The sequence below is a fragment of the Erythrobacteraceae bacterium WH01K genome (assembly GCA_027941995.1).
GTDB lineage: Bacteria > Pseudomonadota > Alphaproteobacteria > Sphingomonadales > Sphingomonadaceae > CAJXSN01.
Genome location: CP115966.1, coordinates 1,018,222 through 1,036,585 on the forward strand (window position 1 = coordinate 1,018,222; position 18,364 = coordinate 1,036,585).

The 18,364-nt window shown below is 63.9% G+C and carries 16 protein-coding genes and 1 tRNA gene; 10 read left to right on the forward strand and 7 right to left on the reverse strand.

Translation table 11 applies throughout. The annotated features are described in order from the left end of the window. Positions 1-134 precede the first annotated feature (134 nt). Positions 135-219: transfer RNA gene (locus PF049_05040), tRNA-Leu, on the forward strand. Between the two features lie 77 nt (positions 220-296). Beyond that, complete coding sequence (gene tig / locus PF049_05045; protein ID WBY17519.1) at positions 297-1,898, forward strand: trigger factor; 1,602 nt, start codon at positions 297-299, stop codon at positions 1,896-1,898. 66 nt (positions 1,899-1,964) lie between these two features. Here the strand turns inward: tig and PF049_05050 are convergent, their stop codons facing one another. Together PF049_05050 and PF049_05055 are read right to left on the reverse strand one after the other, a co-directional pair. Next, on the reverse strand, positions 1,965-3,335 hold the full coding sequence (locus tag PF049_05050) for a cation:proton antiporter (protein WBY17520.1): 1,371 nt from the start codon (positions 3,333-3,335) through the stop codon (positions 1,965-1,967). Between the two features lie 116 nt (positions 3,336-3,451). Next, positions 3,452-5,557 (reverse strand): TonB-dependent receptor plug domain-containing protein, encoded by a 2,106-nt coding sequence (locus tag PF049_05055; protein ID WBY17521.1) that lies wholly within the window; start codon positions 5,555-5,557, stop codon positions 3,452-3,454. 272 nt (positions 5,558-5,829) lie between these two features. Between PF049_05055 and PF049_05060 the strand changes: the two genes are divergently transcribed. The 6 genes from PF049_05060 to PF049_05085 all read left to right on the forward strand — a co-directional run bounded on the left by PF049_05060 (position 5,830) and on the right by PF049_05085 (position 11,409). Then, entirely contained in the window at positions 5,830-6,534 is a 705-nt protein-coding gene (locus PF049_05060) for an ATP-dependent Clp protease proteolytic subunit (protein WBY17522.1), read from the forward strand. A 187-nt stretch (positions 6,535-6,721) separates the two neighbouring features. After that, complete coding sequence (clpX, locus tag PF049_05065) at positions 6,722-7,990, forward strand: ATP-dependent Clp protease ATP-binding subunit ClpX (GenBank protein ID WBY17523.1); 1,269 nt, start codon at positions 6,722-6,724, stop codon at positions 7,988-7,990. Positions 7,991-8,015: 25 nt separating this feature from the next. After that, positions 8,016-8,339, forward strand: a complete 324-nt coding sequence (locus tag PF049_05070) for a hypothetical protein (GenBank protein WBY17524.1) — start codon at positions 8,016-8,018, stop codon at positions 8,337-8,339. Between the two features lie 117 nt (positions 8,340-8,456). Continuing rightward, the gene (locus PF049_05075; GenBank protein WBY17525.1) at positions 8,457-9,497 is read left to right on the forward strand and encodes a glycosyltransferase family 2 protein; all 1,041 of its coding nucleotides are present in this window, start codon (positions 8,457-8,459) and stop codon (positions 9,495-9,497) included. Beyond that, positions 9,494-9,901 (forward strand): GtrA family protein, encoded by a 408-nt coding sequence (locus PF049_05080; protein WBY17526.1) that lies wholly within the window; start codon positions 9,494-9,496, stop codon positions 9,899-9,901. The genes PF049_05075 and PF049_05080 overlap by 4 nt, the downstream gene beginning before the upstream one ends. Further along, the gene (locus PF049_05085) at positions 9,901-11,409 is read left to right on the forward strand and encodes a glycosyltransferase family 39 protein (protein WBY17527.1); all 1,509 of its coding nucleotides are present in this window, start codon (positions 9,901-9,903) and stop codon (positions 11,407-11,409) included. The genes PF049_05080 and PF049_05085 overlap by 1 nt, the downstream gene beginning before the upstream one ends. A 65-nt stretch (positions 11,410-11,474) precedes the next feature. Here PF049_05085 and PF049_05090 read toward each other — a convergent pair whose 3' ends face one another. The 3 genes from PF049_05090 to mtgA form a co-directional block, all read right to left on the reverse strand. Next, positions 11,475-12,065 carry a fasciclin domain-containing protein gene (locus PF049_05090; protein WBY17528.1) on the reverse strand — a complete coding sequence of 197 codons (591 nt, stop codon included), beginning with the start codon at positions 12,063-12,065 and terminating at the stop codon, positions 11,475-11,477. Between the two features lie 168 nt (positions 12,066-12,233). Beyond that, entirely contained in the window at positions 12,234-13,163 is a 930-nt protein-coding gene (locus PF049_05095; protein WBY17529.1) for a cation diffusion facilitator family transporter, read from the reverse strand. 4 nt (positions 13,164-13,167) lie between these two features. Further along, positions 13,168-13,836, reverse strand: a complete 669-nt coding sequence (gene mtgA, locus PF049_05100; GenBank protein WBY17847.1) for a monofunctional biosynthetic peptidoglycan transglycosylase — start codon at positions 13,834-13,836, stop codon at positions 13,168-13,170. Positions 13,837-13,947: 111 nt separating this feature from the next. Between mtgA and PF049_05105 the strand changes: the two genes are divergently transcribed. Both PF049_05105 and PF049_05110 read left to right on the forward strand, forming a co-directional pair. Beyond that, on the forward strand, positions 13,948-15,294 hold the full coding sequence (locus tag PF049_05105; GenBank protein ID WBY17530.1) for an amidohydrolase: 1,347 nt from the start codon (positions 13,948-13,950) through the stop codon (positions 15,292-15,294). Between the two features lie 23 nt (positions 15,295-15,317). Continuing rightward, positions 15,318-16,307: a restriction endonuclease gene (locus PF049_05110; protein WBY17531.1), complete on the forward strand. Its 990-nt coding sequence runs from the start codon at positions 15,318-15,320 to the stop codon at positions 16,305-16,307. A gap of 62 nt (positions 16,308-16,369) precedes the next feature. Here the strand turns inward: PF049_05110 and rpoH are convergent, their stop codons facing one another. Together rpoH and PF049_05120 are read right to left on the reverse strand one after the other, a co-directional pair. Next, entirely contained in the window at positions 16,370-17,281 is a 912-nt protein-coding gene (gene rpoH / locus PF049_05115) for an RNA polymerase sigma factor RpoH (protein WBY17532.1), read from the reverse strand. A 125-nt stretch (positions 17,282-17,406) separates the two neighbouring features. Beyond that, positions 17,407-18,363 carry an RluA family pseudouridine synthase gene (locus PF049_05120; GenBank protein WBY17533.1) on the reverse strand — a complete coding sequence of 319 codons (957 nt, stop codon included), beginning with the start codon at positions 18,361-18,363 and terminating at the stop codon, positions 17,407-17,409. Between the last annotated feature and the right edge of the window lies 1 nt (position 18,364).

The following is an 18,364-nucleotide window of genomic DNA, read 5'->3' on the forward strand; positions in this document are numbered from 1 at the left end:
GGTACGAGACGGTTCGGGACGAGGCGAGGGCGCGCGCATTCGTGCAAGCGCTTGCCCTTTCAGCCCTCGCCGCCTACAGGCGCTCGTTCACGCGTGCGGACCATGTCGGTTCGCGCGCGGCTTCGTTCGGGTATGCGGGCGTGGCGGAATTGGTAGACGCGCTGGTTTTAGGTACCAGTATCGCAAGATGTGGGGGTTCGAGTCCCTTCGCCCGCACCAGTTACGCCGCCCCAGGCCCGGTCGCGACGCCACCCGCATCGAATCGATACTTACCTGAAGGTTCAAAGGCACGACCCATGCAGATCAACGAGACCACCAATGAGGGCCTCAAGCGCGCCTATGCGCTGACCATCCCCGCCGCCGACATCGAGAAGCAGATCGATGCGGAAATCAAGAAGGTGGCTCCGCAGATCAAGATGCCCGGCTTCCGCCCCGGCAAGGTCCCGGCCAACCTGGTGCGCAAGATGCACGGCGAGCAGCTGCACGCGCAGGTCATCAACGACACCATCCGCAGTTCCGTCGACGAACTGATGAAGGAAAAGGAACTGCGCCCGGCCATGCAGCCCGCAATTTCGCTGGGCGAAGGGTACGAACAGGGCAAGGATGCCGAAGTCACGGTCGAGCTGGAAGTGCTCCCGGACGTGGAGGCACCCGATACGGACGGCCTGACGCTGGAACGCCTGACGGTCCCGGTCAGCGACGAAGCGGTCGACGAGACCGTGGGCCGCATCGCGGAAGGCAACAAGACCTACAAGGACGCTGCCAAGACCCGCAAGGCGAAGGACGGCGACCAGCTGATCATCGATTTCGTCGGCCGCGTCGACGGGACCGAATTCGAAGGCGGCAAGGCCGAAGGCACGCCGCTGGTCATCGGTTCGGGCACGTTCATCCCCGGCTTCGAAGAGCAGCTGACGGGCGTGAAGACCGGTGAGGAAAAGACCATCACCGTCACCTTCCCCGAAGATTATCAGGCGCAGCACCTGGCCGGCAAGGAAGCCGAATTCGATGTCACCGTGCAGGCCGTGAAGGTCGAGGCGGAAGGCAAGATCGACGACGATTTCGCGAAATCGCTCGGTCTCGACAGCCTCGACAAGCTGAAGGAACTGGTCCGCGGCCAGCTGGAGCAGGAAACCGCCGGCCTGACCCGCACCCAGATGAAGCGCCAGCTGCTCGACACGCTGGCCGCCGGCCACGATTTCGCCGTGCCGGAAGGCATGGTCGACGCGGAATTCCAGCAGATCTGGGCCCAGCTCCAGCAGGAAGCGCAGGGCGAGGAAGATACCGAAGCCGCGCTGAAGGAAATCGAAGCCGAGAAGGACGATTACCGCAAGATCGCCGAGCGCCGGGTGCGTCTTGGCCTGCTCCTGTCGGAAATCGGCCAGAAGAACGGCGTCGAGGTCTCGGGGCAGGAAATGAACATGCTGATGCAGCAGGCTGCCCAGCAATACCGCGAGGAAGACCGCGAGCGTTTCTTCCAGTACGTCCAGCAGGACCCGATGGCTGCAGCACAGCTTCGCGCGCCGCTGTATGAAGACAAGGTCGTCGACTTCCTGTTCGACAAGGCCGAAATCACCGACCGCGAAGTGACGCGCGAGGAACTGGAAGCCGCGATCGAAGCCGACGCCGAGGAAGAAGCAGCGAAGGCGAAGAAGCCCGCCGCGAAGAAGGCTCCGGCGAAGAAAGCTGCCGCCAAGAATACGACGGCCAAGAAGGCAGAGGGCGCCGGCGACAAGGACGAGGCGAAGAAGCCTGCGGCCAAGAAGGCTCCGGCGAAAAAGCCCGCCTCGAAGAAGGCGCCCGCCAAGAAGGCTGCCGCTGACAAGGCTGGCGACGACAAGGCCGACGCGAAGCCCGCGGCAAAGAAGAAGGTTCCGGCCAAGAAGCCGGCCAGCAAGTAGGCCGCCGCTTCAGGCAAGACACCAGGAGGCCCGGCCCCGCATCCGCGAGGCCGGGCCTTCTTGCATTCAGGACCTGTCGGCCTGTCCGTTCGCCTCTACCGGACGCTCCTCGAAGGCGGCCATCGTCCCGTCGGTGCCGAAATGGATGTGCGCCCCGCGTTCCTCCACCATGCGGATGAAGGGCGCGCTCAGCACGCCGTGGACCACGATGGAGGCGAGGATGGCGAAGGATGTCGTTGCCCATAGCAGCGACAATTCGGTGAACACCGCGTGGTTCTGCCCGTAGGCTAAATAATAGATCGACCCCATTCCCCGAATGCCGAGGAAGGCGACCGCCAGCTTGCCAGGCAGGGGTAGGCCGCTCAGGCTTTCGGCCAAGAGCCCGCCGAGCGGCCGGATCACGAAGATCAGCACCAGTGCCAGGATCGCGGCCGGCCAGGTCAGTGCGTCCAGCACCCCGCTGGCGAGCATTCCCCCGAAAGCGAACAGCACGGCGACCAGCACGATCTTCTCGATCTGGTCGATGAAATGGTGGCTGATCTTGTGATAACGGCTGGCATTCTCGCTCTGCCGGGCGGTGACCGCGCCGATGAACACGGCGAGGAAACCGTATCCTTCCACGAGTTCGGCCGCTCCATAGGCCAGCAACAGCATGCCGAGAACGATCAGCCCTTCCGAGGTCGAATATTTGAGCGGCAGGGCGTCGCGCTCGACGCTGTCGTCCTCGTCCATGCCCTTGTAGCCCTCGTCGGCCTTGCGTTCGAACACGTACCAGGCACCGACCCGTCCGACGATGTAGCCCATCGCGCATCCGGCGAAGGTGCGCCAAAGGAAGTCGAAGGCGAACCATTCCAGCGTCCAGCCGCCGATAGCCGTCATGCCCACCGCTGCAATGGCGAGATAGGTAAAGGGGAAGGCGAGACCGTCGTTCAGCCCGGCCTCCACCGTCAGGGAAAAACGCAGGTCGTGACGCTCGTTCTCACCGGGCGGACCCACCTGCACGCTGCGCGCCAGCACCGGGTCCGTCGGGGCGAGGGCCGCACCCAGCAGGATGGCGCTGGCAGGCGCAAAGCCGACCCACCACCAGCCGAGCCATGCAATGGCGGCGATGGTGATCGGCATGGCAATGGCGAGCAGCGGCCATATCTGCCGCCAGTTCTTCCAGCTGACAGGCCGGTCGATGGCGATGCCGGCGCCCATCAGCGAGACGATCACGATGAATTCGGTGATGTATTCCAGCGATTGCGCGTCGAAGGCGTCGTCGGTCGGATTGATGTCCGGCAGACCGAGCGGGAGCGAAAAGACCGCCCAGCCGATGCCGACATACAGGATCGGCAGCGACAGGAACCGGTCCGACAGCCATTTTTCCAGGCCGACGGAAGCCATCAGGCCGATGCCGAACAGCACGAACATCAAGATACGCGGATCGAGTTCCATGAACGCCGGTTACCCCCCAAAGCGCAAGATTGCAGGAGGTATAACGTGCGAGCCGCCCACTTGCTCCCCCGTTTCGCGGCGTCAGGGCGCCGGGCGGGCGCCGCTGCTTGCAGGCCCTAGAAACTGCCGCTGACGGCGAAGCGGAAGATCGGCCCGATCCGGCGATCCTGGACCTCGCGGAAAAGCACGGGCGCGGTGGGGCGCGGCCCGTCGAAGACGGTGCGGACGAAGTCGTTGCGGGCGTTCAGCACGTTGGCATAGGTCGCGTTGACGGTCAGACCGAACACGTCCTTGTGCTCCACGAACAGGTTGGCGAACACCGGCCCCTCGCTCTCGCGTCCCGTCTCGAACCGGCGGGAATAGGGAGCGTTGTTGTCCGTGAAAATGCCGCCGCCCCACGCCCAGTCCGTGCCCGGTACATCGTGCCGCAGGTCCATTTCGAGGAGGTCGATCAGGTCGCCCGAAAACGGGCGGTCCTCGCCGGTGAACGGATCGATCACGCTCATCCAGCGCTTGATCGTCTGTATTTCCAGCCGCGCCCCGGTCCAGCCCAGCGGATCGAATTGCAGCGTCGTGTTCAGTTCCAGCTGGGTGCGCGTCGCATCGCCGATATTGCCGCGCGCTTCCCCGCCATTGGCGAGTGGGAAGAAGTCGATGAAGTCCTCGAACTGCGCGTGGCTGAGTTCCAGCTTGGCAGAGCCCCAGGCGCCCAGTCCCTTGTTCACCTCGAGATCGAAATTCCAGCTCTGGTTCGGGACCAGTTCGTTGTTGCCGCCCCGTTCATTGTCATCGTCGAGCGATACGCTGGCGAGGAAATCGCCGAAGGACAATTGCCCGACGCTGCGCCGTATCTCGCCCGCGATATCGAGGTCTTCGCGCGGTTTCCACGACAGCGAGACCGAGCCCTTCGGCCGCTGGAAGGACCGCGCATTGGCTCCGGCCCCGGTCTGCGCGATCTTCGAATATTCCGCCCCGCCGGTCAGTTGCAGGGCGAGGGCGGGGGTAAGCTGCTTGCCGAAACTCAGGATCGCTTCGTAGCGGTCTTCGGTCACGCCGCCATTGCCGTCCGCAAAGTTCAGGTCCACGAATTCGCCATCCGGGGCCAGTTCGAACAGGCCGGCGACGCGGTTCAGCCGGTTGTAGGCCGCCTCGCCCGACAACTGCCAGTCCGCATCCCACAGGGACCAGCCATATTCGAAGCGGCCGATCCGTTCGCCCTCTCCGCTCGACTGGACGAAGCGGGACCCGCGGGATGGCGACAGGTCGCCGAAACTGTCCACGACCTGGGATTCGAAATTGTCGCGTTCGAAACGTTCCAGGCCGATCAGCTTCATCTGTCCGGGGCCGACGGGAAATTCGATGTCGGCGCCGATCTCGTATTCCGGGCCGTCTTCCGCGCGCCGCGCATCGCGTGTGCGGACGGGGCCGGTCAGGGGCGTGCCGATTTCCGGTTCGCTGCGGGTGAAGAAGTCCTCGCCATAGGCAAGGTTCAGGTTCGCCGTGACGCTGTCGCTGAAATCGTAGTTGAAGTTCGTCGCCAGCTTCGGATTGTCGAACCGGCCGGAAAACTTCGTGTTCTGGACTTCTATCACCGCGCCCGAGGCATCGGTGATGATGACCGGCCCATCCGCCCCGAAACGGTTATTGTCGTTGCTGAGCGCGACGGTGTAATCGAGACGTCCGCTGCTGCCCGTGACGGAAACTTCCCCGCCGTAAAGCTGGGCCTGCGTGTTGTAGGCGCGAAAGCCGGTGCGCCAGGTGAACTGGCCCGACGTGCCGGTGCTGGACGTCAGGATGTTCGCGACCTGTCCGTTGAGGCCCGGAATATCGAGCGAATTGCCCTCCACGATCTCGATCCGCAGCACGGTGTCGGCGGGGATGCGGCGCAGCTGGTCGCGCAGGCTGTCGGACTTGCTGGCCAGCCGTTCGCCATTCACGATGACGTTCTGGTTGGCCTGCCCCAGCCCGCGGCCATTGTCGTCGTCCGAAATGGTGAAGCCTGGAACCCGGCGCAGCATGTCGAGCGCGTTGCGCGGGGCGAACTGGGTGAAATAGGCAGGCTCGAACACGCCTGCCGTGCCGCCCGGTGTCGGGAGGACCGTGTCGTCCGCGTCCGCCCCTGCCTCCGGCGTTTCGGGTACGGCTGCGGTATCCTGCGCGGCGGCAGGGCAGGTCACGCCGATCGCCAGGGCGGATGCGCTGGCAAGCACGCAGGTCGGCACACGAAATCGCAAACATTCTCTCCCGGAATTGGCGGACGCTCTGGACGCGCGCGAACGCTGCGTCACCGCCTGTTCGACGTAGCGGCCCGTCGCCGCGACCAGTGTCGATACCGATGGCAGGATGCAACCGAAACCTCGGGCGAAATCGGCGTGACTTCACACCGTCCCCGACACCGTCACCGATGGGGGAAGGTTAAGCCCCTTGAACATCGGCGCGCGAGGTCCGACATGGCTGTTCGCATTCCCATGTTTTCCCAAGGACACTTGACCCCATGATCGATCTTTTCGGCTCCGACGCACATGCAACCCAGGGACAGTTCACCCGCGATCCCTTGACCGGCGCGCTGGTCCCGATGGTTGTCGAGCAGACGAGCCGCGGCGAACGCAGCTTCGACATTTTCAGCCGCCTGCTGCGCGAACGCATCGTGTTCGTCACCGGGCAGGTGGAAGACGGCATGGCATCGCTCATCACCGCCCAGCTGCTGTTCCTGGAAAGCGAGAACCCGTCCAAGCCTATCAGCATGTACATCAACTCGCCCGGCGGCGTGGTGACGGCCGGCATGGCGATCCACGACACGATGCAGTACATCAAGCCGCGCGTTTCCACCGTCTGCATGGGGCAGGCCGCATCGATGGGCAGCTTCCTGCTGGCCGCGGGCGAGCCGGGCATGCGGATCGCGCTGCCCAATGCGCGCATCATGGTCCACCAGCCGTCCGGCGGCGCACGCGGCATGGCCTCCGATATCGAGATCCAGGCCCGCGAGATCCTGCGCATCAAGAAGCGCATGAACGACCTCTACGTGAAATATACCGGCCGCAGCCTCGACGAAATCGAGAAGGCGATGGACCGCGATACCTTCCTCGAGGCGGAAGAGGCGATGAAGTTCGGCCTCGTCGACAAGGTCTTCGAAACCCGTCCCGAAGGCGAAGAGCCGACGGCTGACGAGGACAAGGGTTCGGGCGGCGCTCCTTCGTAAGAAAGGGGCGGCCCGCGCGCTTCCGCCCCGCATCGGGACGGGCGCATAAGAACTTGGCAACCTGGCCCCTTCAGGCGTGGCTAAGGCGCGCCTGCTACTACGGGGCAGGTTGTAATATGGAAAACCAGCGATAGGTTGGCCGAATCCGCGCGCACCATCTGCTGCCGGATCGGGGACGATACAGGATATGACGAAATTGAGCGGAACCGATAGCAAGAGCACCCTTTACTGCAGCTTCTGCGGGAAGTCGCAGCACGAGGTGCGCAAGCTGATTGCCGGACCTACCGTGTTCATCTGCGATGAATGCGTGGAACTGTGCAACGACATCATCCGCGAGGAAACGAAGGCCGGAATGACCGGCCGCAAGGAAGGCGAGGTTCCCCCGCCGTCCGAAATCTTCGCCACGCTGAACGACTACGTGATCGGGCAGGAACGCGCGAAACGCGTGCTGTCCGTTGCCGTACACAACCATTACAAGCGCCTGAAGCACGCCGGGAAATCCGGCGATGTTGAACTGGCGAAGTCGAACATCCTGCTGGTCGGTCCCACCGGCTGCGGCAAGACGCTGCTGGCGCAGACGCTGGCGCGCACCTTCGACGTGCCGTTCACCATGGCCGACGCCACCACGCTGACCGAAGCGGGTTACGTGGGCGAGGACGTGGAAAACATCATCCTGAAGCTGCTGCAGGCCAGCGACTACAATGTCGACAAGGCGCAGCACGGCATCGTCTATATCGACGAGATCGACAAGATCACGCGCAAGGCGGAAAATCCCTCCATCACCCGCGACGTGTCGGGCGAGGGCGTGCAGCAGGCCCTGCTCAAGCTGATGGAAGGCACCACGGCCAGCGTCCCGCCGCAGGGCGGGCGCAAGCATCCGCAGCAGGAATTCCTGCAGGTCGACACGACGAACATCCTGTTCATCTGCGGCGGCGCGTTCGCCGGGCTGGACAAGATCATCGCCGACCGTCTGCAGAAGCGTTCGATCGGCTTCGGTGCGCATGTCGCCGATCCGGACAAGCGCCGCGTCGGCGAGCTGCTGGAGAAGAGCGAGCCGGAAGACTTGCTGAAATTCGGCCTGATCCCCGAATTCGTCGGCCGCCTGCCGGTCATCGCGACCCTGCACGACCTCGATGTCGATGCGCTGGTCACGATCCTGCAGGAGCCGAAGAACGCGATCGTGAAGCAGTACGGCAAGCTGTTCGAGCTGGAAGACACCGAACTGACCTTCACCGACGAGGCTTTGCGCGCGATTGCCGAACGGGCGATCAAGCGCAAGACGGGCGCACGCGGCCTGCGCTCCATCGTCGAGGGTATCCTGCTCGACACGATGTTCGACCTGCCCGATCTCGACGACGTGACCGAAGTCGTGATCGACAAGGACGTGGTCGACGGGCGCAAGGAACCGGTCCGCGTGGTCAGCGCGGACAAGGGCAAGAAAGAAGAAGCGGCCTGACATGGCAGGGCAGTGGTTGCCATTCGTGGTGACACTGCCCTTCGCCGCCATTTTGCTCGCCGCCGGTATCTGGGCGGAGCGGCGCTATGGCGATTTTGCCGAGCTCCCCGGCCATTACGGTTTCGGCGGCCACGTCACTCGTATGGGTCCGCGCCGTCTGATAACGCTTGTGATGCCCTTTCTTTTCGTGCTGTTTCTCGTCGCAATCTCGCTGACACCTTTGCTCGTTCCGCCGGAAAACCAGAACGGCAGTCTCGTACCGGGCGTGATATTCGCCGGAGTGGTGATGGTCCTCTCCTACGCTTTCGTCCTCTGGCTGACCGAACGCTGGGTGCGCGCCCGGCGATGAATGCCGGCAGGCCCGCGCCGGCCCCATCCTTCCCCCTGCATTAACCCTTCCACACGGTTTGTTTACGTGGCCCGATTAGGGCGGGGCCGAGCCATTCGCATCGGAACCGCCTGAAACATGAGCCGCATCGCTCCCGTACGCTTCGACAAACGCCTGGCTGTGGTCATTCCCAGCTACAAGGTGACCGATCACGTGCTCGGCGTGATCGAGGCGATCGGGCCCGAAGTCCACTCCATCTACGTGGTCGACGATTGCTGTCCCGACGGATCGGGCGCCCTGGTCGAGCAGCGCTGCACCGACCCGCGCGTGACCGTGATCCGGCACGAGGAGAACAAGGGCGTCGGCGGGGCGGTGATGACCGGTTATACCGCCGCGATAGCGGCCGGGGTGGATGTCATCGTCAAACTGGACGGCGACGGGCAGATGAACCCCGCGCTGATCGAAACCATCGCCCGCCCCGTGCTGGAAGGCCATGCCGACTATGCCAAGGGCAACCGGTTCCATTCGCTGTGGAACGTGCGCCAGATGCCGCGCGTGCGCCTGTGGGGCAATGCCGCGCTGTCGTTCCTGACCAAGCTGTCGAGCGGCTACTGGCGCGTGTTCGATCCCACCAACGGCTATACCGCGATCCATGCAAAAGCCGCGCAGGCGCTGGAATTCCGCAACATTTCGGAGCGGTATTTCTTCGAGACCGACATGCTCATCAACCTGGGCAATGCGCGCGCCGTGGTTGCCGATGTGCCGATGGAAGCGGTCTATGGCGACGAGACCAGCAATCTCCACATCCGCAGCGTGCTGGGCCAGTTCTTCACCAAGCATATGCGCGAACTGTCGAAGCGGATTTTCTACACCTACTTCCTGCGCGACTTCAATCTCGCTTCCGCCCAATTGCTGCTCGGCCTGATCCTGCTCGCTTTTGGCGGCGTGTTCGGGGCAATCGAGTGGTATATCTCCATCAGCACCGGCGCACCGGCCAGCACGGGCACGGTGATGCTGGCGGTGCTGCCAATCATCCTGGGCTTCCAGCTGTTCCTCAATTTCCTGGCGCTCGACATGTCGAACGAGCCGCGCACACCGATCCAGCCCGCACCGTCGCTGGCGGAACTGCTGGCCAGCGCCGCGCCGCAGCCGGCCAGGCCGGGCACGGCAGAGCGATGAAAAGCCTTCTGGAGAGCAATCACGTCTTGCCGCAAACGCTGCGTTACGGCGCGGTGGGACTGATCGTCCTGGCTGCCGATATCGCGGTCTATGCAGGTTCGCTGCTGGTCCTGCCCGGGGCATGGCTACCGGCCAATATCGCGGGCAAGGCGGCGGGGGCGGCGACAGGTTTTGTGCTCCACCGCAATGTGACCTTTCGCGGGGCCAGTGCCGGATCGCGAACGCGTCAGGGCGCAGGCTATGTCGCGCTGCTGGGTTTCAACATGGCACTGTCCTCCGCACTGCTTTGGGCCCTGGTCGAGCAGGAGGGCCTGGACGCATTCGCTGCAAAACTGGTGACAGAGGTGGCGGTAATCGCCATCGCCTTCCTGCTGTCGCGCACGCTCGTCTTCAGGACGGACTGATGCAGGGCGCGTTGCAATTCCTCGGCACGGGGCGCCGCGGATTGTGGGCCGGGCTGGCCTTGCTCGCCGTGCTGGTCGCCCTGTCATGGGTCGGCTTCATCGCATCGGACGACACGACCTATGCCGTGGGAGCCTATGGCTGGATCGACGACTTTCCCTATGTCGGCGGACACGGGACGATCCGTTATCCGATCACCATCCCGATGGCGCTCAGCTTCACGCTGCTGGGCGATAACGAGTTCGCTTTCGTCCTGCCGTCGCTGCTGTTCCTCGTCGGGTTCCTCTGCCTCGCATGGCGCGTATTGAATGACCTGGCGGGCGCGATACCCGCCTTCACCGCGCTGGTAGCGGTCGTCACCTGCCCCCTGATCGCGGTGCAGGCAAGCATTGCCAGCGTCGACATTATCGAGATGGCGCTGCTGTTCGCAGCCTTCGCCCTGACGCTGGATTGCATCGAGAACGGGCCTGAGCGTGGCAAGCTGCTGGCCGCCGGTGCGCTGTGCGGCGTCGCCTTCCTGACGCGGGAAACGGCGGTGTTCGTCGCCGTGTTCTATGCGCTGCTGTTCCTCGCCAGCTACGGTTTTGCGCGCTGGCATTATCTGTGGGTGGCGGCAGGCTTCCTCGCGGTGTGGTCGCTGGAGATCCTGTATCTGACCGTGATGACGGGCGACCCGCTCTACCGCTTCAACATCGCGATGAACCACGATTCCACGATCGACCGGACGGTGGATCTGGCCGGGAACGTGATCGTCCACCCGGTAATCGACCCGCTGCTGGTCCTGCTGGCGAACCAGGAATTCATGTTGCTGACCTTCGTGGCCGTGCCCGCCGCCGCGTGGCTGTGCACCACGCAGTCGGTCGGCCCGCGCATTCGCCGCATGGCCCGATTGATGAGCCTGCTGGCGGCGGTGTGGTTCGTCTGCGTCGGCGCGGCGCAGAGCCTGCTTCCGCTCAACCCCCGCTATTTCATGATCACCAGCACGCTGCTCGCCATCCTGGCGGGCACGGCGATCGGTCTGCTGCTGCAAGGCGGCGCGGCGAGGCTGCGCTGGGGCGCGCTCGTCGTCCTTCTGGCCCTGATCGGCGCGAACTTCGTCGCGATCATGGTGGAGAACAAGGAGCCGGCATTCGGCGAAGAGGCGCTGGTCGCGGTGCTGGAGGAAAGCGAAGGGCCAATCGTCACCGATCCCATGACCCGCTTTCGTGCGCGCATACCCCTGCGCTGGATCGAAGCGGCCGAAAGGGTAAGCGATGCGCCGCCACGTGCAGGCGACCTCTATTTCCACAATCCCGCCCGCGCGGATGTGCCCAATGCGTTCATGAGCGAGGACGCCGCGCCTGCCTATCGTCCGCAGCCGGACTGGCAGGTGATCGGCACCTACGCGCCGGAACCGGGCATCCTCGCCCGCCTGCTGGAGGGAAGCGGCATTTCGCAAAGCCTGCCGCAGGGCCTGTGGCAGAAACTGCGTTACCGACATCCCCCGGCCACGCTCTACCGCGTATCATAGAAAAGCCCGCCCCGGCGCGGCTGCGCGCAGGGCGGGCTTCGCTTGTCCCGATCGGGCGGGAAGATTTACATCTGCGGCAGGAACACGGCGTTGGTCACGTGGACGACGCCGTTCGACTGCATCACATCGGCCTGTGTCACATAGGCGGTGCGGTTCGATGCATCGGTGATTGCCACGCGGCCATCGACCATGCGCGCCGTCAGCGTGCCGCCCGACAGGGTGGTGATCTGCGCGCTGCCATTGCCTGCCTCGATCATGTCCATCAGGTCGCTTGCCGTCACTTCGCCTGCAACCGTGTGATAGGTCAGGACATTGGTCAGCAGTATCTTGTTCGCCGGCTCCAGCGCGGTTTCCAGCAGGCCGTCCGGAAGCGCGTCGAAGGCTTCGTTGGTCGGCGCGAAAACGGTGATCGGGCCGGGGCTCGACAGCATGCTGACAAGGTCTGCAGCCTTTACCGCGGTGACCAGCGTCGACAGGTTCGGCGCCATCGAGGCGTTCTCCACGATCGTGCGCGACGGCAGCATCGCGACGCCTCCGACCATGGTGGAGGTCGCGGCATTGGTGCTGACCATGCCGTCGGCGGTGTTGTAGGCACAGCCCGAGGCCAGAACGGCGGCGAGCGAAATGGCGAGCGAGTTACGGATCAATTTCTTCATGGGGCATCCCTGTTTCTTTGGCCTGTTTTTTTGGCCTGTTCATTTGGCCCGTGCTTCGGGCCCGATGTTCTGCGGCGTCCTGCCCGGTAATCGGCCAGGTTCGTCCCCCAAACGCGCGAAGCGGGTCAAATGTGCCGGAAAAGCGTCGCTGCGAAAAATCGCTGCCGGTCAGGAATGCCCGCCGCACGCCCCCGCGCAATAGGGCGTCTGTTCGATCTGCACCGTTGCATGGCTGATGCCGAAGCGGTGTCTCAGCTCTTCCGACAAGGCGGCGAGGAATGGGTCTCCTTCGTGGCCGCCCGGCATGACCAGGTGGGCGGTCAGCGCGGTTTCCGTCGTACTAATCGGCCAGATATGCAGGTCGTGGACCGCTTCCACCCCGGAAAGGCCGTTCAGGAACGCGTCGACATCCGCCTCGTCGATCCCCTCCGGCACGGCGGCGAGGCCCATCTTCACGCTGTCCTTTGCCAGCCCCCACGTGCCCCATGCGATGACCGCCACGATGACCAGCGAGAACAGCGGGTCGATCCACACATGGCCGGTGGCAAGGATGGCGAGGCCCGCCAGCACCACGCCCAGCGACACCAGCGCATCGGCCGCCATGTGCAGGTAGGCCCCGCGAATGTTCAAATCGTGCTCCCGCCCGCGCATGAACATCCATGCCGTGAAGGCGTTTATGACGATGCCGATCCCCGCGACCACCACCACGGTCATGCCCTGCACGGGCTGGGGATTGCCCAGCCGGTGGATCGTCTCGAACAGGATCGCGCCTATGGCGACCAGCAGCAGCGCGGCATTGGCCAGCGCGGCGAGGATGGTCGAGCTCTTGAACCCGTAGGTAAACCGCGCGGTCGGCGGTTTCTTTGCCGCGACGCTCGCGCCCCATGCCAGCAGCAGGGCCAGCACGTCGGAGAGGTTGTGCCCTGCATCGGCCACCAGCGCCATGGAGCCTGAGAGGATGCCGTAGACCGCCTCCACCACCACGAAGCCGGTGTTGAGAACAATCCCGACAAGGAACGCGCGCCCGAAATCGGCAGACGCGTGCGAATGCCCGTTGCCGTGCGCGTGGGAATGGGAGTGGCCGTGACTACCGTGCATCGCGCTATTCGTAAATGCAGGCGTCCAGCCCGTCCCGCTGCACCACGCCGATCCGGGCGGCGATCGTGTTACCATGGCGGCGCAGCCAGCCGGTCGGGTTCACGACGCTGCGTTTCTTGGGCAGGGGCAGGGCGACGACCATCCGCGCCGCTTCCGACGGGCTCAATTGCGCAGCGCCCTTCTGGAAATAGCGTTCCGCGCCCGCTTCCACGCCGTAGGTCCCGATGCCGGTTTCCGCGACATTCAAATAGACTTCCATGATCCGCCGCTTGCCCCAGATCTGTTCGATCAGGACGGTGAACCACGCCTCGAACCCTTTGCGGACATAGCCGCCATCCTGCCACAGGAAGACGTTCTTGGCCGTCTGCTGGCTGATGGTGGAGCCGCCCCTGATCCGCCCGCCTTCCGCATTGCTGCGCATGGCGCTGGCAATCGCTTCCTCGTCGAAGCCGTTATGTGTGCAGAACTTGCCGTCCTCCGCCGCGATGGCGGCGCGCACCAGGTCGCGGTCGATTTCCGACAGCGGCTCCCAGTCCTTGGTATAGCCGTTGTCGTCCAGCAGCATCGTCGCGGTGACCGGCACGGGCACGAACTTGAACAGGAAGACGAGGAACAGGCTGAGCGCGAGGAAGCCGACGACCAGCTTTGCGAGGAAGGAGAGGACCCGGAACATTGCGGCCATGCTCTACCCTCCGGCCCGGGCACAGGCAATCGGAGAGCTTGCGGCCCGGCGCGGCGCGTGCTTTCTGCGGCAGGAGAGATTTTTCGAGCAGGGGAACAGGTAATGACGGGACAGGGCAAGCGGGCAGCATGGAAGGCAGCGCTGGGCATGGGCGCATTGCTGGCGGCGACATCGCTGCAGGCGCAGCAGGGGCCCTTCGCCGCAGAGGTGGAGGCCGATTATGACGCGCACCTGGAAGACCTGTTCGTCCATTTCCACCAGAACCCGGAGCTGTCCTTCCTGGAGAGCGATACCGCGAAGCGCATGGCGAGCGAGCTGCGCGCGGCCGGCCTCACCGTCACCGAGGGCGTCGGCGGCACCGGCGTGGTCGGCATGCTGGAGAACGGCGATGGCCCGCTGATCCTGCTGCGCGCCGACATGGATGGGCTGCCGGTGGAAGAGAAATCGGGCCTCGATTACGCCTCCACCGCCACGCAGATCGGGCAGGACGGCAAGGAATACCCGGTAATGCATGCCTGCGGGCACGACGTCCACATCACCTCGATGGTCGGCACGGCGCGCGCGCTGGCGGCGGCGAAGGACGACTGGTCGGGCACGCTGATGTTCGTCGTCCAGCCGGCGGAGGAGCGTGTCGGCGGGGCCAAGGCGATGATGGCGGACGGGCTGTACGACCGCTTCGGCACGCCGGACTACGCGCTCGCCTTCCACGTCACCTCGCTGCTGCCGACGGGGCAGCTCTCGGCATCCGAGGGCATCCAGTATTCCAGCGCGGACAGCGTCGACATCATGGTGCCCGGCATCGGCGCGCATGGCGCGGCGCCGCATATGGGGAAGGACCCCGTCTATATCGGCTCGCAGATCGTCACCGCGATGCAGTCCATCGTCAGCCGCGAGGTCGGGCCGTTGTCGCCCGCTGTCATCACGGTCGGCTCGTTCCAGGCAGGCTCGAAGCACAACATCATTTCCGACCGCGCGAACCTGCAGGTGACGGTGCGGGCGAACGACGAGGAGACGCGCGCGCAGCTGCTATCCGCCATCGAGCGGGTCGCGGTCGGCATCGGCAAGGCCCACGGCCTGCCCGACGAGCTGCCGGTGCAGGTGACGGTGAGCGAAGGCACGCCCGTCACCAATAACGACCCCGCGCTGGCCAAGCGGCTGAACGGCGTGTTCCGCGAGGCATTCGGCGAGGGCACGTTCCGCGATTTCGAGCAGACCACGATGGGCGCGGAGGACTTCTCCTATTTCGTCGAGGAAGACACGGGCGTCCCCGGCTACTACTTCGCCGTCGGCGGTACGCCCCCCGAAGCCTTCGCCGCCGCCGAGGCCGGCGGGCCGCCCGTGCCTAGCCACCACAGCCCCCTGTTCAAGATCGCCCCACGCGAAAGCGTGACGCTGGGCACGCAGGCGATGGTGGCGGCTGTGATGGATCTGGCTGGGTTTGACAAATGACATCGAAAGTATGGGGCGTGCACATGCCCTCCGTCGTCGACGATAAGCCGACACTTGGAGGCTACGTTTGCGTCGGTTGGCCAAGCGTGGGAAATATCTTTGAACTTCCCGAAGACCGCGAGGTGTTCAAAGCCCGCTTAAAGTCAGCTTATCCAGACAAGAAAGCAGGCGCGATCCCGGTAGACGCGGGGACGTTGTTCCGTTTCGCTCATGACGTCGCCGAAGGTGACATCGTCGTTTGGCCTTCAAAGCACAATCGGCGAGTCAATATCGGTGTCGCAAACGGGAAAAAATGGCACGCCGCTGGAAACGAGGTTGATGGAGAAGATTTTCCGAATTTTCTTGGGGTCAACTGGCAAACAGACGTTCCGCGAGAGAAGTTCAGTCAGGCCGCGCTCAATGAGATCGGATCCTTTATTACCCTATTCAGAATCAGGAACCACGCCAACCAATTCCGAGCGTGCCTAACTGATGGGCAGGAGGCCGCCCATGACGAAGATGACGTAGTCCCGGACGATCTGGCGACGCAGGGAGTCTCTCGCATCGCTGAAGAAAGCACTCAGGACTTCGTAATTCGCAGGCTCTCCAACGGGTTGTCAGGCCATGATTTTGAGCATCTCGTTGCGCATTTGCTAGAATGTATGGGTTACTCCGCACGCGTAACCGAGAAGTCGGGCGACGGCGGCGTGGACGTGATTGCACACACCGATGAACTCGGATTTCAACCTCCGATCATTAAGGTCCAGTGCAAGCTGCAAAGCGACACAGTCGGCGAGCCTGAAATACACCAGCTCATTGGAACGCTTGGTGAAGGCGAGTTCGGATTGTTTGTTACTTTGAGTTCCTACTCCCGACCGGCCCGCTTGCGTGAAAGGACCGCTCCGCGACTGCGCCTCTTGGATGGGGAGGACTTCGTTGAGTTGCTTCAGGAACACTACCCCAAGCTGTCACCGAGATATCGGACGATGATCCCACTTCGGCAAATTTATATTCCAGATCTTATACCGGAATAACCAATGGAAAAGGGCCGAATGCTCTCGCGTCCGGCCCTTCAAATCTCTTATATCGCTTCGACCTAAGCCGCCACAGGCGAACCCAGCAGCCGCTCGCCGGCAATCGTCTTCATCGCCTTCTGCAGCTTCTCGAACGCGCGGACTTCGACCTGGCGGATGCGTTCGCGGCTGACATCATAAACCTTGGAGAGTTCCTCCAGCGTCTGCGGCTTTTCCGTCAGGCGGCGTTCGGTCAGGATGTGCTTCTCGCGGTCGTTCAGCGCATCCATCGCCTCGGTCAGCATTTCGTGCCGGACCTCCGCTTCCTGCGCGTCGGCGACCGTTTCGTCCTGCAGCGGGCGATCGTCGGTCAGCCAGTCGAGCCATTCGCCCGAGCCTTCCTCGCCATTGCGCATGCTGACATTGAGCGATCCGTCGCCGCCCATCATCATCCGGCGGTTCATGTTGATCACTTCCTGCTCGGGCACGCCGAGGTCGGAGGCGATCTGCGCCACATCGTCGGGGTGCAGGTCGGAATCCTCGTAGGCTTCCAGCTGCTTCTTCATCCGGCGAAGGTTGAAGAACAGCTTCTTCTGCGCGGCGGTGGTGCCCATCTTCACGAGGGACCAGCTGCGCAGGATGAATTCCTGCATGCTCGCCTTGATCCACCACATCGCATAGGTCGCGAGGCGGAAGCCGCGATCGGCTTCGAACTTCTTGACGCCCTGCATCAGGCCGACATTGCCTTCGGAGATGAGATCGCTGACCGGCAGGCCGTAGCCGCGGTAGCCCATGGCGATTTTCGCAACCAGCCGCAGGTGCGACGTGACGAGCTGGGCCGCCGCGTCGGGATCGTCATGCTCTTCGTACCTCTTGGCGAGCATGTATTCCTGCTCCGCCGTCAGCACGGGGTATTTCTTGATTTCGGAAAGATAGCGGTTGAGGCTCTGCTCCCCGCCGAGGGCCGGTATGGCCACTGCCTTGCTATTGCTCACGTAGTCCCTGACCTTTCTAGCGTCGACCTCTCGTAACCGGACCCTGCAACAGGCATCCGGTCAAACGGGCCACTTGGTTACATATAGGTGCAAAACCCTTCGGTTTGCAGTCCTCTTCGTCGATTTCAACGAGCGGTTTCGTCGATAAGTTCCGCCATGTCGGCCGGCAGTTCGGCCCGGAAATCGACCCGTTCGCCGGTGACGGGGTGGGTGAAGCCCAGCGTGCTTGCGTGCAGCGCCTGGCGGGCAAAACCCAACCGCTTGAGAAGAGGTCGCAAATCCTTGGGATCGCGTCCATATTGCGGATCCCCTAATAGCGCATGACCAATTGACGCACAGTGAACGCGGACCTGGTGGGTTCGCCCGGTTTCCAGCGTGCATCGGATCAATGTGCAGCCGCGAAGCAATTCTATCGTCTCGTAATGGGTGACCGCGTGCTTGCCCCTCCTGGAGGTATCGGGGAGTACGGCCATCTTCTTGCGATTCGCGTCGCTGCGGCCCAGCCGCGTGGCGATGGTGCCGGACCGGGGATCGGGCCGCCCTGCGCATACCGCGAGGTAGTGCCGGTCGATCGAATGCTCGGCAAACTGCGCGGCCAGCCCTTCATGCGCGGCATCGGTCTTGGCGACGACCAGAAGGCCGGACGTATCCTTGTCGATCCGGTGGACGATGCCGGGCCGCGCGACGCCGTTGATACCCGACAGCGTGGTCCGGCCATCCTTCGCGCAGTGGTGGAGCAGGGCGTTGACCAGCGTGCCGTCGGGATTGCCCGCAGCCGGGTGCACGACCATGCCGGCGGGCTTGTTCACCACCAGCAGGTGCGCATCCTCGAACACGATGTCGAGCGGGATGTCCTGCGGCCGCGCATCCGGCTCTTGCGCGGGTGGCAGGGTGATGGCGAAATACGCGCCCGCCTGCATCTTCGCCGAAGGGTTGGTCGCCGGCCCCTTGCCTACGACGACCGCGCCCGCCGCCATCAGCGCCTTCACCCGCTCGCGCGACAGGCCGCTCGCCTCGGCCAGCGTCTTGTCCAGCCGGCCCGGCTGGTGAATGGTTCCGGTGATGATTTCGGGCGAAGTCATG

Bases quoted from the DNA above. Each gene is read 5' to 3' on its own strand.
- mtgA (WBY17847.1), bottom strand. From the start codon at position 13,836: ATGTTCCGGGTCCTCTCCTTCCTCGCAAAGCTGGTCGTCGGCTTCCTC.
- PF049_05085 (WBY17527.1), top strand. From the start codon at position 9,901: ATGCAGGGCGCGTTGCAATTCCTCGGCACGGGGCGCCGCGGATTGTGG.
- PF049_05060 (WBY17522.1), top strand. From the start codon at position 5,830: ATGATCGATCTTTTCGGCTCCGACGCACATGCAACCCAGGGACAGTTC.
- tig (WBY17519.1), top strand. From the start codon at position 297: ATGCAGATCAACGAGACCACCAATGAGGGCCTCAAGCGCGCCTATGCG.
- PF049_05075 (WBY17525.1), top strand. From the start codon at position 8,457: ATGAGCCGCATCGCTCCCGTACGCTTCGACAAACGCCTGGCTGTGGTC.
- clpX (WBY17523.1), top strand. From the start codon at position 6,722: ATGACGAAATTGAGCGGAACCGATAGCAAGAGCACCCTTTACTGCAGC.
- PF049_05080 (WBY17526.1), top strand. From the start codon at position 9,494: ATGAAAAGCCTTCTGGAGAGCAATCACGTCTTGCCGCAAACGCTGCGT.
- PF049_05095 (WBY17529.1), bottom strand. From the start codon at position 13,163: ATGCACGGTAGTCACGGCCACTCCCATTCCCACGCGCACGGCAACGGG.
- PF049_05050 (WBY17520.1), bottom strand. From the start codon at position 3,335: ATGGAACTCGATCCGCGTATCTTGATGTTCGTGCTGTTCGGCATCGGC.
- PF049_05090 (WBY17528.1), bottom strand. From the start codon at position 12,065: ATGAAGAAATTGATCCGTAACTCGCTCGCCATTTCGCTCGCCGCCGTT.
- PF049_05120 (WBY17533.1), bottom strand. From the start codon at position 18,363: ATGACTTCGCCCGAAATCATCACCGGAACCATTCACCAGCCGGGCCGG.
- PF049_05105 (WBY17530.1), top strand. From the start codon at position 13,948: ATGACGGGACAGGGCAAGCGGGCAGCATGGAAGGCAGCGCTGGGCATG.
- PF049_05110 (WBY17531.1), top strand. From the start codon at position 15,318: ATGCCCTCCGTCGTCGACGATAAGCCGACACTTGGAGGCTACGTTTGC.